At 70.3% G+C, this 14,108-nt stretch carries 14 protein-coding genes and 2 tRNA genes; 7 read left to right on the top strand and 9 right to left on the bottom strand.

What is annotated here, in order from left to right:
- Window positions 1–12: 12 nt before the first annotated feature.
- The 3 genes from ACTZWW_RS11800 to ACTZWW_RS11810 all read left to right on the top strand — a co-directional run bounded on the left by ACTZWW_RS11800 (window position 13) and on the right by ACTZWW_RS11810 (window position 2,396).
- A complete protein-coding gene (locus ACTZWW_RS11800; RefSeq protein ID WP_444781152.1) occupies window positions 13–1,059 on the top strand; it encodes a MaoC family dehydratase in 1,047 nt (348 codons plus the stop codon).
- A 144-nt stretch (window positions 1,060–1,203) separates the two neighbouring features.
- Window positions 1,204–1,788 carry a TadE/TadG family type IV pilus assembly protein gene (locus ACTZWW_RS11805; RefSeq protein WP_444781153.1) on the top strand — a complete coding sequence of 195 codons (585 nt, stop codon included), beginning with the start codon at window positions 1,204–1,206 and terminating at the stop codon, window positions 1,786–1,788.
- Between the two features lie 14 nt (window positions 1,789–1,802).
- Entirely contained in the window at window positions 1,803–2,396 is a 594-nt protein-coding gene (locus tag ACTZWW_RS11810; protein WP_444781154.1) for a TadE/TadG family type IV pilus assembly protein, read from the top strand.
- Between the two features lie 30 nt (window positions 2,397–2,426).
- Here ACTZWW_RS11810 and upp read toward each other — a convergent pair whose 3' ends face one another.
- Complete coding sequence (gene upp / locus ACTZWW_RS11815) at window positions 2,427–3,056, bottom strand: uracil phosphoribosyltransferase (protein ID WP_444781155.1); 630 nt, start codon at window positions 3,054–3,056, stop codon at window positions 2,427–2,429.
- 183 nt (window positions 3,057–3,239) lie between these two features.
- Between upp and ACTZWW_RS11820 the strand changes: the two genes are divergently transcribed.
- The gene (locus ACTZWW_RS11820; protein WP_444781156.1) at window positions 3,240–3,776 is read left to right on the top strand and encodes an I78 family peptidase inhibitor; all 537 of its coding nucleotides are present in this window, start codon (window positions 3,240–3,242) and stop codon (window positions 3,774–3,776) included.
- A gap of 135 nt (window positions 3,777–3,911) precedes the next feature.
- Here the strand turns inward: ACTZWW_RS11820 and ACTZWW_RS11825 are convergent, their stop codons facing one another.
- The gene (locus tag ACTZWW_RS11825; protein ID WP_444781157.1) at window positions 3,912–4,946 is read right to left on the bottom strand and encodes a sensor histidine kinase; all 1,035 of its coding nucleotides are present in this window, start codon (window positions 4,944–4,946) and stop codon (window positions 3,912–3,914) included.
- Window positions 4,947–5,139: 193 nt separating this feature from the next.
- On the opposite strand from ACTZWW_RS11825, the gene ACTZWW_RS11830 reads away from it, so the two are divergent.
- Window positions 5,140–5,949 carry a Crp/Fnr family transcriptional regulator gene (locus tag ACTZWW_RS11830; RefSeq protein WP_444781158.1) on the top strand — a complete coding sequence of 270 codons (810 nt, stop codon included), beginning with the start codon at window positions 5,140–5,142 and terminating at the stop codon, window positions 5,947–5,949.
- A 21-nt stretch (window positions 5,950–5,970) separates the two neighbouring features.
- Here the strand turns inward: ACTZWW_RS11830 and ACTZWW_RS11835 are convergent, their stop codons facing one another.
- The gene (locus ACTZWW_RS11835; protein ID WP_444781159.1) at window positions 5,971–6,546 is read right to left on the bottom strand and encodes a protein phosphatase CheZ; all 576 of its coding nucleotides are present in this window, start codon (window positions 6,544–6,546) and stop codon (window positions 5,971–5,973) included.
- 82 nt (window positions 6,547–6,628) lie between these two features.
- On the bottom strand, window positions 6,629–7,012 hold the full coding sequence (locus ACTZWW_RS11840; RefSeq protein ID WP_029030313.1) for a response regulator: 384 nt from the start codon (window positions 7,010–7,012) through the stop codon (window positions 6,629–6,631).
- 242 nt (window positions 7,013–7,254) lie between these two features.
- Here ACTZWW_RS11840 and ACTZWW_RS11845 point away from each other — a divergent pair, with 242 nt between their 5' ends.
- Together ACTZWW_RS11845 and ACTZWW_RS11850 are read left to right on the top strand one after the other, a co-directional pair.
- Window positions 7,255–7,725: a MaoC family dehydratase gene (locus ACTZWW_RS11845; protein WP_444781160.1), complete on the top strand. Its 471-nt coding sequence runs from the start codon at window positions 7,255–7,257 to the stop codon at window positions 7,723–7,725.
- 70 nt (window positions 7,726–7,795) lie between these two features.
- Entirely contained in the window at window positions 7,796–8,779 is a 984-nt protein-coding gene (locus ACTZWW_RS11850) for a bifunctional riboflavin kinase/FAD synthetase (protein ID WP_444781161.1), read from the top strand.
- A 110-nt stretch (window positions 8,780–8,889) separates the two neighbouring features.
- Here ACTZWW_RS11850 and ACTZWW_RS11855 read toward each other — a convergent pair.
- The 5 genes from ACTZWW_RS11855 to glnA form a co-directional block, all read right to left on the bottom strand.
- A tRNA-Asp gene (locus ACTZWW_RS11855) sits at window positions 8,890–8,966 on the bottom strand.
- 160 nt (window positions 8,967–9,126) lie between these two features.
- Window positions 9,127–9,202: transfer RNA gene (locus tag ACTZWW_RS11860), tRNA-Val, on the bottom strand.
- A 121-nt stretch (window positions 9,203–9,323) separates the two neighbouring features.
- Window positions 9,324–9,668, bottom strand: a complete 345-nt coding sequence (locus ACTZWW_RS11865) for an HU family DNA-binding protein (protein ID WP_444781162.1) — start codon at window positions 9,666–9,668, stop codon at window positions 9,324–9,326.
- Window positions 9,669–9,835: 167 nt separating this feature from the next.
- Window positions 9,836–12,259 carry an endopeptidase La gene (lon, locus tag ACTZWW_RS11870; RefSeq protein ID WP_444781163.1) on the bottom strand — a complete coding sequence of 808 codons (2,424 nt, stop codon included), beginning with the start codon at window positions 12,257–12,259 and terminating at the stop codon, window positions 9,836–9,838.
- Window positions 12,260–12,622: 363 nt separating this feature from the next.
- Window positions 12,623–14,032, bottom strand: coding sequence for a type I glutamate--ammonia ligase (gene glnA / locus ACTZWW_RS11875; protein WP_444781164.1), 1,410 nt, complete (start codon window positions 14,030–14,032; stop codon window positions 12,623–12,625).
- Between the last annotated feature and the right edge of the window lie 76 nt (window positions 14,033–14,108).

A 14,108-nucleotide genomic window follows, 5' to 3' on the forward strand; every position in this document is an offset into this window, starting at 1 on the left:
CGGAGGGCTCCCATGAAGACGAATGCCGGTCGCTTCTTCGAGGACTTCACGCTCGGCGAGACGATCCGCCACGCGACGCCCCGCACGCTCACCGTGGGCGACCAGGCGCTCTACACGGCGCTCTACGGCTCGCGCTTCGCGGTCTCGTCCTCGGATCACTTCGCGCGCTCGATCGGCTACGACCGTGCGCCGCTCGACGACCTGCTCGTCTTCCACACCGTCTTCGGTAAGTCCGTCCCGGACGTGTCGCTCAACGCGGTCGCCAATCTCGGCTACGCGGAAGGGCGGTTCCTGGCGCCGGTCTATCCCGGCGATACGCTCTGGGCGGTGTCGGAAGTGATCGGGCTCAAGCAGAGCTCGAACGGCGAGACCGGGATCGTCTGGGTGCGCACCACCGGCTTCAACCAGGACGGCGCGCGGGTGCTCTCCTATTGCCGCTGGGTGCTGGTGCGCAAGCGCGACCCCGCCTCGCCCGCGCCGGAGCCGCGGGTGCCGACGCTGGCACCCGTCGTCGCCGCCGACGAGATCGCGCGCCACGCGCCGGCGCTGACCATCGACAGCTGGGACTTCGACCTCGCCGGCTCCGCCGATCGCTTCGGCGACTACGCCGAGGGCGAGCGGATCGACCATGTCGACGCGATGACGGTGGAGGAGGCCGAGCACCAGCTCGCCACGAGGCTCTACCAGAACACGGCACGCGTCCATTTCGACCAGATGGCCGCCGAGCAGGGCCGGTTCGGCAAGCGGTTGATCTACGGCGGGCACGTGATCTCGCTCGCCCGCGCGCTCTCCTTCAACGGGCTAGCGAACGCCTTCACGGTCGCCGCGATCAACGCCGGGCGCCACGTCGCACCGCTCTTCGCCGGCGACACCGTGAGCGCCTGGAGCGAGGTCCTCGCAACCTGCCCGCTCGAGGGCCGCGAGGACGTCGGCGCGCTGCGCCTGCGCACGATCGCCGTGAAGAACCGCCCGAGCGGCGACTTCGCGGGGCGCGAGGGCGACGGCTATGCGCAGGGCGCGATCCTCGATCTCGACTATTGGGTGCTGATCCCGCGCTGAGCGGGTCGGTCGAATACGTCGAGAATTCGCGAGACCCGCAGAGATTCGTGGTCGTCGCGCAACCGAACGGAAAGCTTTCGCGCCTATCCGTGAGACCGGCGCGGCGCGCCGGCGTGCGCCGCCCGGAACTCTCGGGGTAGAGCCATGGCGCCAGGTCACGATCCTCCCGTCGCACACCGTTCGCGGCTCGGCTTCGTCAAGCGCTTCCGCAAGGACGAGGAGGGCGTGACGGCGATCGAGTTCGCCTTCGTCGCGATCCCATTCTTCGCGCTCCTCTTTGCCATCATCGAGGCGGCGCTCGTCTTCTGGACGCAGCAGGTGCTCGAGACCGCCGTCTCCGACGCCTCGCGCCGCATCTACACCGGCCAGTTCCAGGCCGAGAACCGGACGATCACCGACGCGGCCGACCTGCAGACCGCCTTCAAGGACGAGATCTGCGCACGCGTCGTCGCCCTGTTCGATTGCGAATCGACCCTGCGCGTCGACGTCCGCAGCTTCGGCGACTTCGACGGCGTCACCTTCGGCTCGGTGCTCGACGACGACGGCGCCCTCGACGACGACGCCTTCGGCTTCCAGAGCTCCGGCGCCGGGCAGGTCGTCGTGGTGCGTGCGGCGATCGACTACCCGGTCTTCACGACGGTTCTCGACGGCTCGGGCGCGAACCTCCCCGACGGGCGCCGCCTGATCATGGCGTCGGCCGCCTTCCGCAACGAGCCGTTCGGCAATTGAGGGAGACGACGACGATGATCCCTCCCCTCCGCGTCGCGCGCGCCCTTCGCGCCCTCGCCGGCCGCTTCGCGCAGGCGCGCGCCGGCGTCGCCGCGATCGAGTTCGCCTTCGTGCTCCCGGTCATGCTGGTGCTCTTCATCGGCATGTCGCAGGTGACCGTGGCGCTGAGCATGGACCGCAAGGTCACCCTGCTCGGGCGCACCGCCGCGGACCTGATCGGGCGCGTCGGCACCGTCACGAACGACGACGTCCAGGGCATCATGCGCGCCGCCTCCGTCGTGCTCGAGCCCTACGACGATTCGGAGGTCTCGATCGTGCTCTCGAGCGTGGTGGTGCGCGATCCGAGCGGCCCGGCCCCGATGGCGGCGCGGGTCTGCTGGAGCCGCGCCAACGCCAACGGCACGGCGCGCGCGGCCAACAGCGAGGTGCCGATCCCCGCCGGATTCGACCAGGACGGCTCGTCCTTCATCCTGGCGGAGGTGCGGATGCCCTACCGGCCGATCTTCAGCATGGACAACCTGTTCACCACCATCAACCTGTGGGACGACACCGTCTGGCCCGTGCGCAACACCGACCAGGTCGAGCTCGCCGGCGTCGCGCCCTGCTGAGGGCGGGGCCGGCGAATGGCGGGTGGACGCTCAGCGGGTGCCGAACATGCGATCGCCGGCGTCGCCCAGGCCCGGCACGATGTAGCCGTGCTCGTTGAGCCGCTCGTCGATCGCCGCCGTCCAGATGCGCACGTCGGGATGCGCCTCCTGCATGCGCGCGACGCCCTCGGGCGCGGCGAGAAGGCACACGAAGCGCAGCTCCCGCGCGCCGCGTCGCTTCAGCCGATCGATCGCCGCGACCGCCGAGTTCGCGGTCGCCAGCATCGGGTCGAGGACCATGACGAGCCGGTCCGCGAGGTCGGACGGGGCCTTGAAATAGTATTCCACCGCCTGCAGGGTCTCCGGGTCGCGGTAGAGGCCGATATGGGCGACGCGGGCGGAGGGCACGAGGTCGAGCATCCCGTCGAGGAAGCCGACGCCCGCGCGCAGGATCGGCGCGAAGACGAGCTTCTTGCCGGCGATCTGCGGCGCCTGCATCGAGGCGAGAGGCGTCTCCACGGTGACGTGCTCGAGCGGCAGATCGCGGGTGACCTCGTAGCAGAGCAGCATGCCGATCTCGTTGAGGAGCTGGCGGAAGCCCTTGGTGGAGCGCTCCTTGGCGCGCATCAGGGTCAGCTTGTGCTGGACCAGGGGATGATCGACGACCGTGACGCCCTGCATGTGCGCGCTCCTCTCTCGACGGCTCGGCGCCCGGTCTCCCGGGCCTCCGGTCCCTCCTAGCTCAAGGCGGGCGGCGAGGGAACGCAAGATGGAGACGGAGGACGGGACCGAAGCGCGGTCGCAACCCGTTCCGAGGCGCGGCGTTCCGGTGGGCGACGATGACGGGGCGGACGGAGGACACCGATGGCGAACGAGATCGAGCGAACCCGCCCGAACGACACGCGCTGCCGCGGCGGCGGGCTGGCGGGCCTGCTCGCCACCGCGCTCCTCCTCGCCGCGCCGGCACTGGCGGAGCCCGCGCGCACGATGGCGGACCTGAACCTGCGGGAGGGTCCGGGTACAGGCTACACGGTCGTCGCGTCGATGCCGCGCGGCAGCCTCGTCGACGTGCGGAGCTGCGTGCGCGCCTGGTGCGAGGTCGGCCACCGCGGCCGAGTCGGCTGGGCGATCCGCCGCCACCTGCGCCTGGGCGCCGCTCCCGGACCGATCCGGCCGGCCCCCGTCGGGCCGGACCGCGCGTCGTGCGACGCGCGCGCGGTCCGCCGGCTGATCGGCGAGCGGGCGACCGAGCGGCGGCTCGAGGCGGCGCTCGATGCGTCGGGCGCCCGGCGGCTGCGGGTCGAGGAGCCGGGCTACGCCTATACGCAGGAGTTCCGCGACGACAGGCTCAGCGTCCGCGTCGACCACGCCGGCGTCGTCACCGACGTCGCCTGCCGCTGAGCCCCTCCGGCAGGCTGGCCGGCCGCCGGGGGGGCGGCCGGGACCGCGGACGCGCCCGCGTTCGCCACCCCGCGTCGGAGCGCGACGATCGCGCGTCTCGCGGCGCGATCGGGGGCCGGGAGGGACGCACGGCGCCTACCCTTCCGGGAAGCGCACCACCACCGCCGTGCCGCGGGGGCGGCGCTCCCAGGCGATGGACGCATCGAGCTGCCGGGCGAGCTCGCCGACGATGCGCATGCCGAGCCCCGTGCGCGCCTCCTGCTCGAACCCGTCCGGCAGGCCACGCCCGTCGTCGACGATGACGAGGCGGGCGCGGCCGTCCGCCTCGACCGCCAGGGAGAGGTCGATGGCGCCGGCTTCGTCGGGCGCGTAGCCGTGCTTGAGCGCGTTGGTGAGCAGCTCCGTGACCACGAGGGAGAGCGTCACCAGGCGATGATGCGCGATCGCGACCGGCTCGGTACGCACCGTGCAGGCGACGCGCGGCGCGCCCACGGCCGCGACGACATCGCCGCACAGGTCCGACAGGATCCGGTCGAGCCCGCCCTGCGCCACCTCCGGGTCGTAGAGCCGGCGGTGGATGCGGCCCATCACGTCGAGACGCGCGCGCGCGGCGTCGAGCGCCGCGAGCGCTGCGGGATGGCCGCCGACGTGGCGGCGCTGGAGGGTCAAGAGCGCCGCGACGAAGGCCATGTTGTTCGAGACGCGGTGCTGGAGCTCGTGGAACAGCGTCCGCTGCGCGTCGAGCAGCGCACGGGCGCGGGCCTCCTCGGCGGCGAGCCGGCGCAGCGAGACGTCCATCATGTGGATGAGCACGATCTCGACGCCCACCACGAGCACGTAGAAGGCGAGCGCGATCGGCGTCTCAGGCCACAGGAGCGCGAAGGAGCCCGTCGGGGGTATGAACAGCCACCACGCCGCGAGGCCGCTGAGCACCGCCGCGAAGATCCCCGGCCGCACGCCGCCGAGGAAGGTGGCGACGACCACGACTGGGAAGAACGTCACGTAGGGGTAGCCGACGAGCGCGTCCCCGATCGCGATCCGCACGCCGAGCGCCGCGAGGAAGCCGAGCGTCGCGACGGCATAGCCGATCGCGGGGCGCGCCCGCAGCCCGGCTGTCGCGTCGAACAGGCGCAGGAGCGGCGGTGCGGGGGCGGCGGCGGCGATGCGCATCGCGGACGATCTCCGCGCGCCCGGAGACGCGCTCTTCCGGTTCACGCGTCGCGGCGCGCGCCGCCGGACGTGCGTGAGACTTCCTGCCTAGGTCGGGCAGAGGATGCTGTCAGCGCACAAGTGCACAGTCCGGGCGTCGACGCCGTGGACCCCCGATCGAACCACGGCCGAGCTTCGGCGTTGAGGCTGCACGATGAACGAAGCCGAGGCGCACGCCATGCTCGTCACGGGCCGGACCAACACCCTTCCCGCTCACGTGGAAGGCAACAACCTCCTGCGCGCGCTCCGCCACGAGGATCTCGCCCGGATCACGCCGCATCTCGAGATCCGGGAGGGCCGGCGCGACGAGATTCTCTACGAGCCCGGCGACGACGTCGCCTGGGTCTACTTTCCCTGCGGGGCGAGCCTCGCCTCGTTCCTGGTGCCGCTCGCCGACGGCCGGGCGGTGGAGACGGTGCTGATCGGGCGGGAGGGGGCGGTCGGCGGCATCGTCAGCCGCGGGCGGTTGCCGGCCTACGCGCGGGCGATCGTGCAGCATCCCGGCCGCTTCCTGCGCATGCCGGTCCCCGCCCTCGACGCGGCCAAGCGCGATTCTCCGGGCGTGGCGGACCTGTTCGCTCGCTACGCGGACTGCCTGATCGCGCAGGTGTTCCAGTCGGTGGCCTGCAATGCGGCCCACACGCTGGAGCAACGTGCCGCCAAGTGGCTGCTCGCGGCCGAGGAGCGCACCGGCGCGGCCTCGATCCCGATGACGCAGGAGCAGCTGGCCGCCATGCTCGGCGTGGGGCGCAGCTATCTCAGCCGGGTCATCCGCGTGCTGCGCGAGCGGGGCGCCATCCGTGTCTCGCGAGGGCGTATCGAGATCGTCGACCGGGGCCGGCTGGCGACGGGTGCGTGCCGTTGCAACGCGCTGGTGCGCGGGCACTTCCAGGAGGTGCTCGCGGGGGTCTACCCCGAGGAGCTCGGGCAGGCCCGTCCGCGCCCCGCCGAGGCGGTCGCCTGACGGGCTCCACCGCGGCGTCGATCAGCCGAAGAGGGCGTCGATGTCGTCCTGGCTCACCGCGAGGTCTGCGGTCTGCGGGCCGTTGAGCAGCAGCGCGTCCTTGCGGGCCTGCTTGGCGGCGTCCTCCGGGTCGACCTGCGCCGCCTGGTCGCGCATGTTCACCGCCGCCGCGAAGCGCGAGAGGCGCTTCTCGACCTGGGCGAGCTCGTCGACGACCTTGTTGATGCGCTGGCCTGTGATGTCCTGGAAGGAGCACGCCTCGAAGATCTGCGTCACCTTGTCCTGGACGAAGGTCCGGTAGGTCTCGAAATCCTGCTCCCGCGAGCCGAGGATCTCCTCGGCGGCGGCCATGATGGTGTTCGTGGCCGACTGCGTCGCGTCGACCACGTTCCCCAGCTCGTCGTGAGCGACGGGCAGGCGCGCCCGGTAGAGCTCGTTGGCGCGCAGGGCGCCGATCTCACGCTTGATGTTGGTGACGTAGTCCGCCACCGCCTCGAGCTCGCGCGCGACCATCTTCAGGTCGATGCCGTCTGGGTCGATCATCGCGCCGCGGGGCCTCGTGCTCGTGCGCATGCGCTGCGCGGATGCCGTCGCCATGCCGCCACCTTTCGCCTGTTCTCGTCGTTCGTGGACGGCGGACCCCGCGACGGACGTCGCGGGACCGCGGAGCGCGCCGGGATCAGGAGCCGCAAACGGCCTCGATCTTGGCCTTGAGCGTCTGCGCGTTGAAGGGCTTCACGATGTAGTTGTTCACGCCGGCCTTCTTCGCCGCGATGACGTTCTCCGTCTTCGATTCGGCGGTGACCATGATGAACGGCGTGACGCGCAGCGCCTCGTCCGAGCGCACGTGGCGCAGCAGCTCGTAGCCCGTCATCGGCTCCATGTTCCAGTCGGAGATGACGAGGCCGTACTTCTTCTCCTTGAGCTTGGCGAGCGCGGCGGTGCCGTCGGACGCGTCGTCGACGTCCTCGAACCCGAGCTGCTTGAGGAGGTTACGGATGATGCGGACCATCGTCTGGTAATCGTCGACGACGAGGATCGGCATCTTGAGGTCGAGGGCCATGTCCCAAGCTCCGGTTTCGCGAGCCGCCGCCTCTTTCCGGGCGGCGAGAAGACGGTGATCGAGGCGGCTTCCGCGGGGGACGCCGATGCTCGCCTTCTAACCCGGGCCGTGTTGCGAAGCGGTTAATCGCCGGCGCCGTCCCGCGCGACGGCATGCGACTTCGGTTCAACGGGACCAAAGTCTCATGGATGCGCGTTGCCGATGCGCTCTATTCTTCAGGGCATCGCGAGGAGGACAGAACGATGGCCGCCACCGCACTCGCCAGGGCGCGCGAGGACACGCAGACGTTTCCGGTCCTCTATTTCGAGGACCTTTCGCTCGGATCCCACGCGACCCTGATGCGCACGGTCATGGAGGCCGATCTCGCGCGCTTCGCCGAGATCTCGGGAGACACGAACCCGATCCACCTGTGCGAGCGCTACGCGCAGGCGACCCGCTTCGGCCAGCGCATCGCCCACGGCATGTTCACGGCGAGCCTGATCTCGGCGATCCTCGGCACCCGCCTGCCGGGGCCGGGCGCGGTGTACCTGTCGCAATCGCTCCAGTTCCTCGCGCCCGTGCGCATCGGCGACGTGGTCTGCGCCACCGTCGAGATCGTCGAGCTCGTGCCGGAGCGGCGCCGGGCGCGCCTGTTCTGCGAGGCGCGGGTCGACAATCGCCCCGTGCTGGAGGGCGAGGCCTGGGTCGCCGTCCCGAGCCGCGAGCGGCGTTGATCGGCGAGCGCCGACCGGCGGGCCGGTTCGCGCTTGATTTGTGCGCGCGGCTGACGCACTTCGTGCGCCCATGACCGGATCGCCTCCCTTCGTCCCACCGTCGCGCGTCTCCGCCTCCGCGACCCATGTCGAGCCCGCGCAGGGGCGCCGCGGCCCCGTCGTCGCCATCGGCAATTTCGACGGCGTCCACCGCGGGCACCGCACGCTGCTCGCCAACGCGCGCGAGAAGGCCGCCGCGCGGGGCGTCGGAACCGCCGTGCTGACCTTCGAGCCGCATCCGCGCGCCTTCTTCTCCCCGGGCAAGCCGTTCTTCCGGATCACGCCGCGGGCGGAGAAGGAGCGGGTGCTCACCCGCGCCGGGGTCGACGCGGTGCACGTGCGCGCCTTCGATGCCGACCTCGCGGGCATGAGCCCGGAGGCCTTCGTCGACGAGCTCGTCGCCGGGGCGATCGACGCCTCCGGCGTGGTCGTCGGCTACGACTTCCATTTCGGCAAGGGCCGGGCCGGCACGCCGGCGGTGCTGACGCGGCTGTGCGCCGAGCGGGGCATCGGCTGCGACGTCGTGCCCGTGGTCGAGGAGGCGGGCGCGCCGGTCTCCTCCTCCGCCATCCGCACGGCGCTGGGTGCCGGTGAGATCGCCAGAGCCAATGCGCTGCTGGGCTATCGCTGGTTCGTGCTGGGGGAGGTCCGCCACGGCGACAAGCGCGGGCGCACGCTCGGCTACCCCACGGCCAACATGGCGCTTGCCGAGGGCTGCGGCCTCGCCCACGGCATCTACGCCGTGCGGCTGTCCGCCGACGGCGTGGTCCGCGACGGCGTCGCCAGCTTCGGCCGCCGCCCGACCTTCGACGACGGGGCGCCCCTGCTCGAGACCTTCGTGTTCGATTTCGTCGGCGACCTCTACGGGAAGACCGTGGGCGTCGAGCTCGTCGGCTTCATCCGCGGCGAGGCGCGCTTCGGGAGCGCGCAGGCCCTCATCGCGCAGATGGACCGCGACAGCGCGCACGCGAAGGAGATGCTGGCGGCGCAGGACGGGCTCGAGTCGATGCTCTGAGCGCGCCGGCATCGACCGAGGCGCAGGCCCGGTCGTCGATCCGGCACGGCCCGGCCAGCCCCGGAAGAGTGGGCGGCCATTTCCGGGCGATGACGAGACACGAGGGAGGGTGGCGCGGGCGACGGGGCTCGAACCCGCGACCTCCGGCGTGACAGGCCGGCACTCTAACCGACTGAGCTACGCCCGCATTTCCCTTCGAGCCGCACGCGATCCGCGGCGGCAGTGGCGGGGGTTTACGGCCCCCCGAGACCGGTGTCAAGCGATCGTCGAGCCGCCTTCGCGCTTTTTCGCGGGGCCGCCGGAGCGGACACACCCACCGTCGCCGGCAGGCCTTCCGAGCAGGGCAGTGGTGGGCGGTGACGGGCTCGAACCGCCGACCCTCTCGGTGTAAACGAGATGCTCTACCAGCTGAGCTAACCGCCCCCGGCCGGGCCGCGCGGCGCGCGCGTCCCGCCTCGCTCGTACATAGAAACACGAAGCCGCCGGCGCAAGCGCGCCGGCGGCTCCGCGAGGCGTCGGTGTCGACGGACGGCCGCGCGCGGCCTCAGCCGTTGACGGCGTCCTTGAGGCCGGCGCCGGCCTTGAACTTCGGGGTCTTCGAGGCCGGGACCTGGACCTTCTCGCCGGTGCGCGGGTTGCGCGCCTCGCCGGCGGGGCGGTCGGCGACGGTGAAGGTGCCGAAGCCGACGATCTTCACTTCCTCGCCCTTCTTCAGGGTCTCCTGGATCGACTCCAGCGCGGCGTCGAGCGCCTCGCCGGCCTGAGCCTTGCTGAGGCCGGTCTTCTCGGCCACGGCGCTGACGAGCTCGCCTTTGTTCATTGCTACCTCCTCCAGAGCGTGCGCGGCGCGCAAACCCTTGCTGCGCCGTCGTTCGGTTCTTTCCTGCATAGCGGAATGCTCCGGCCCCGCAAGCGTCGAGACCGCGATTTGGCTGTGGAAATCGGCGCCCGGACGTAAAAAAGCGGCCTCCGGACCCGAGTCCGGAGGCCGCCTTCGACTGGTTCCACGCCCGGCGGAGCTCGATGGGCCCCGCCGAGGGCTCGCAGAGGTCCGCCTCAGTGGGCGACGAAGCCCGGCTCGCTCTCCTCGCCGCCACGCGCGGGGGCCGGGATGGCCGATTCGTCCCACTCGATCGGCTCGGGCTTGCGCACGAGGGCGTGCTCGAGCACCTGCTCCATCCGCGAGACCGGGACGATCTCGAGGCCGGACTTCAGGTTCGCCGGCACGTCGGCGAGGTCCTTGACGTTGTCCTCGGGGATGAGAACGGTCTTGAGGCCGCCGCGCAGCGCCGCGAGCAGCTTCTCCTTCAGCCCGCCGATGGGAAGCACCCGTCCGCGCAGGGTGACCTCGCCGGTCATGGCGATGTCACGGCGCACGGGGATGCCCGTCATGATCGAGACGATCGCCGTGGCCATGGCGATGCCGGCGGACGGTCCGTCCTTGGGCGTCGCCCCCTCCGGCACGTGGACGTGGATGTCCTTGCGGTCGAAGAGCGGCGGCTCGAGGCCGAAATCGACCGCCCGCGAGCGGACGTAGGACGCCGCCGCCGAGATCGATTCCTTCATCACGTCGCGCAGGTTGCCCGTGACGGTCATCTTGCCCTTGCCGGGCATCATGACGCCCTCGATCGTGAGCAGCTCGCCCCCGACCTCGGTCCAGGCCAGGCCCGTGACGACACCGACCATGTCCTCCGCCTCGACCTCGCCGTAGCGGTAGCGCGGCGCGCCGAGGAAGTCCTCGAGGCTCGTCTCGGTGACGACGACGGCGGTCTCCTCCGTCATGAGGATCTTCTTGACCGCCTTGCGGACGAGGTTGGAGATCTCGCGCTCGAGATTGCGCACGCCCGCCTCGCGGGTGTAGCGGCGGATGAGCAGCAGCAGCCCCGCGTCGTCGATGGCCCATTCCTCGGACTTGAGGCCGTGCTTCTTGATCGCGTTCGGGATCAGGTGCCGGCGCGCGATCTCGGCCTTCTCGTCCTCGGTGTAGCCGGCGATGCGGATCGTCTCCATGCGATCGAGGAGCGGCGCCGGGATGTTGAGCGTGTTGGCCGTGGTGACGAACATCACGCTCGACAGGTCGTAGTCCACCTCGAGGTAGTGGTCGTTGAACGTGCCGTTCTGCTCCGGGTCCAGCACCTCGAGCAGGGCCGCCGACGGGTCGCCGCGGAAGTCCTGGCCCATCTTGTCGATCTCGTCGAGCAGGATGAGCGGGTTCGAGGTCTTGGCCTTGCGCATCGACTGGATGATCTTGCCGGGCATCGAGCCGATGTAGGTGCGCCGGTGGCCGCGGATCTCCGCCTCGTCGCGCACGCCGCCGAGCGACATGCGCACGAACTCGCGGCCCGTGGCCCGGGCGATCGACTTGCCGAGCGAGGTCTTGCCGACGCCGGGAGGGCCGACGAGGCACAGGATCGGGCCGGTGAGCTTGTTCGCCCGCTGCTGCACGGCGAGGTACTCGACGATGCGCTCCTTTACCTTCTCGAGGCCGAAGTGATCGTTGTCGAGGATGGCCTGCGCCCCGGCGAGGTCCTTCTTGACCTTCGAGCGCTTGTTCCACGGGATCGACAGCATCCAGTCGAGGTAGTTGCGCACCACCGTCGCCTCGGCGGACATGGGCGACATCTGGCGCAGCTTCTTGACCTCGGCGGTGGCCTTGTCGCGGGCCTCCTTGGAGAGCTTGACGTCCTTGATCTTCTGCTCGATCTCGGCGATCTCGTCGCGCCCGTCCTCGTCGCCGAGCTCCTTCTGGATCGCCTTCATCTGCTCGTTGAGGTAGTACTCGCGCTGCGTCTTCTCCATCTGCCGCTTGACGCGGGTGCGGATGCGCTTCTCCACCTGGAGCACGGAGATCTCGCTCTCCATCAGCCCGAGCACGCGCTCGAGACGCTCGGCGACGGTCTTCGTCTCGAGCAGCTCCTGCTTGTCGGAGATCTTGACGGCGAGATGCGAGGCGACCGTGTCGGCGAGCTTCGCCGGGTCCTCGATCTGCGTCACCGCGGCGACGATCTCGGGCGAGACCTTCTTGTTGAGCTTGACGTAGTTCTCGAACTCGCCGACCACCGAGCGGGCGAGCGCCTGCGCCTCGATCTTGTCGCCGAGGTCGTCCGCGAGCACCGTCGCGTTCGCTTCGTAATAGTCCTCCACGCGCAGGTAGTCGCCCACGCGCGCACGGCCGGCACCCTCGACCAGCACCTTCACCGTGCCGTCGGGAAGCTTGAGCAGCTGGAGGACGTTGGCGAGCGTGCCGACGTCGTAGATCGCGTCGGCGGCGGGATCGTCGTCGGCGGCGTTCTTCTGTGTCGCGAGCAGGATGTGGCGGTCGGTCCGCACCACCTCCTCGAGCGCCCGGATCGACTTCTCGCGGCCGACGAAGAGCGGCACGATCATGTGCGGGAAGACGACGATGTCGCGGAGCGGGAGCACCGGATAGGTGCCTTCCGACCCCGGAACGACGGGCTGCCGCGTCTTGGACTGTGTCATGGAGGGTGATCCTCTTCCCTTTGCGCCCCGGCGCGCCTCTCGCGGAAGCAGGCCGCCGGCGGGCGGATGACGTCCCCGCGCTCGCGCCGAATGCGTATCGACGCGCGGGGCGTGCGGCGCGCTCCCCTCGTAGGCGGGAGCGAAAGCGCGTCGCGCCTCGGTAAGGTGGCGCGTCGCGCGGTTCGTTTCAAGCGCGGCCCGCAGATCCCCCACAGCCTGCACGGGACATCCGATTGCGTCCGTGCAAGGGGCTCGCAGCCGTCGTGCTCCCCTCGAAACGCGCGGAGCCGGGACGCGACGCGCCCCGGCTCCGGTTCTCCCGTCGCGGTGGCGCCGCTCGCGCGGCACCGCCCGGCGCTCGGATCAGACCGAGTAGTACATCACGTACTCGACCGGGTGCGGGGTGTGCTCGAACTTGATGACGTCCTGCATCTTCAGCTCGATGTAGGAGTCGATCTGATCGTCGTCGAACACGCCGCCGGCCTTGAGGAAGGCGCGGTCCTTGTCGAGGGCGGCGAGCGCCTCGCGCAGCGAGCCGCAGACGGTCGGGATCTTCTTGAGCTCGCGCGGCGGCAGGTCGTAGAGGTCCTTGTCCATCGCCGCGCCGGGATCGATCTTGTTGAGGATGCCGTCCAGCCCGGCCATCAGCAGCGCCGCGAAGGCGAGGTAGGGGTTCGCCGTCGGATCGGGGAAGCGCACCTCGACGCGCTTGGCCTTCGGCGAGGTCGTCCACGGGATGCGGCAGGACGCCGAGCGGTTGCGCGAGGAATAGGCGAGCAGCACCGGCGCCTCGAAGCCCGGGACGAGTCGCTTGTAGGAGTTCGTCGACGGGTTGGTGAAGGCGTTGATCGCCTTGGCGTGCTTGATGATGCCGCCGATGTACCAGAGGCACTCCTGGCTGAGGTCGGCGTACTTGTCGCCGGCGAAGAGCGGCTTGCCGTCCTTCCAGATCGACTGGTGGACGTGCATGCCCGAGCCGTTGTCGCCGTAGACGGGCTTGGGCATGAAGGTGGCCGACTTGCCGAACGAGGCCGCGACGTTGTGGATGCAGTACTTGTACACCTGCATCTGGTCGGCCATGTGCACCAGCGTGTCGAACTTCATGCCGAGCTCGTGCTGGGCCGAGGCCACCTCGTGGTGGTGCTTCTCGACCTTGACGCCCATCTCGGCCATGGCCGCGAGCATCTCCGAGCGCATGTCCTGCCCCGAATCCAGCGGCGGCACGGGGAAGTAGCCGCCCTTGATCGGGATGCGATGGCCCATGTTGCCGCCTTCGTAGGAGCGCATGCCGTTGGTGGGCAGCTCCGTCGCGTCGACCTGGAAGGAGACGTTGTAGGGGTCGGCGGCGAACTTCACGTCGTCGAAGACGAAGAACTCGGCCTCCGGGCCGACGTAGATCGTGTCGCCGATGCCGGTCGACTTGAGGAACGCCTCGGCCTTCTTGGCGGTGCCGCGCGGGTCGCGGCCGTAGGGCTCGCCGGAGGCCGGCTCGAGCACGTCGCAGACGATCGACATCGTCGTCGCCGAGAAGAACGGGTCGATGCACGCGGTCTCGGGGGCCGGCATCAGCGTCATGTCGGACTCGTTGATCGCCTTCCAGCCGGCGATCGAGGAGCCGTCGAACATGATGCCGTCGGCGAAGGTGTCCTCGTCCACGAAGGTGACGTCGAAGGTGACGTGCTGCCACTTGCCCTTCGGATCGGTGAAGCGGAAGTCGACGTACTTGACGTCGTTGTCCTTGATCGCCTTGAGCACGTCGTTGGCGGTCTGCATGTCCGGATAGTCCTCTCGTACGGGGTCTTCAGGGCGGGATCTTCATCCGCGGTCCTGGACGGCCGCGGTTTCTCGG

Source organism: Salinarimonas sp. NSM, assembly GCF_052380005.1.
Taxonomy (GTDB): Bacteria; Pseudomonadota; Alphaproteobacteria; order Rhizobiales; family Beijerinckiaceae; genus Salinarimonas.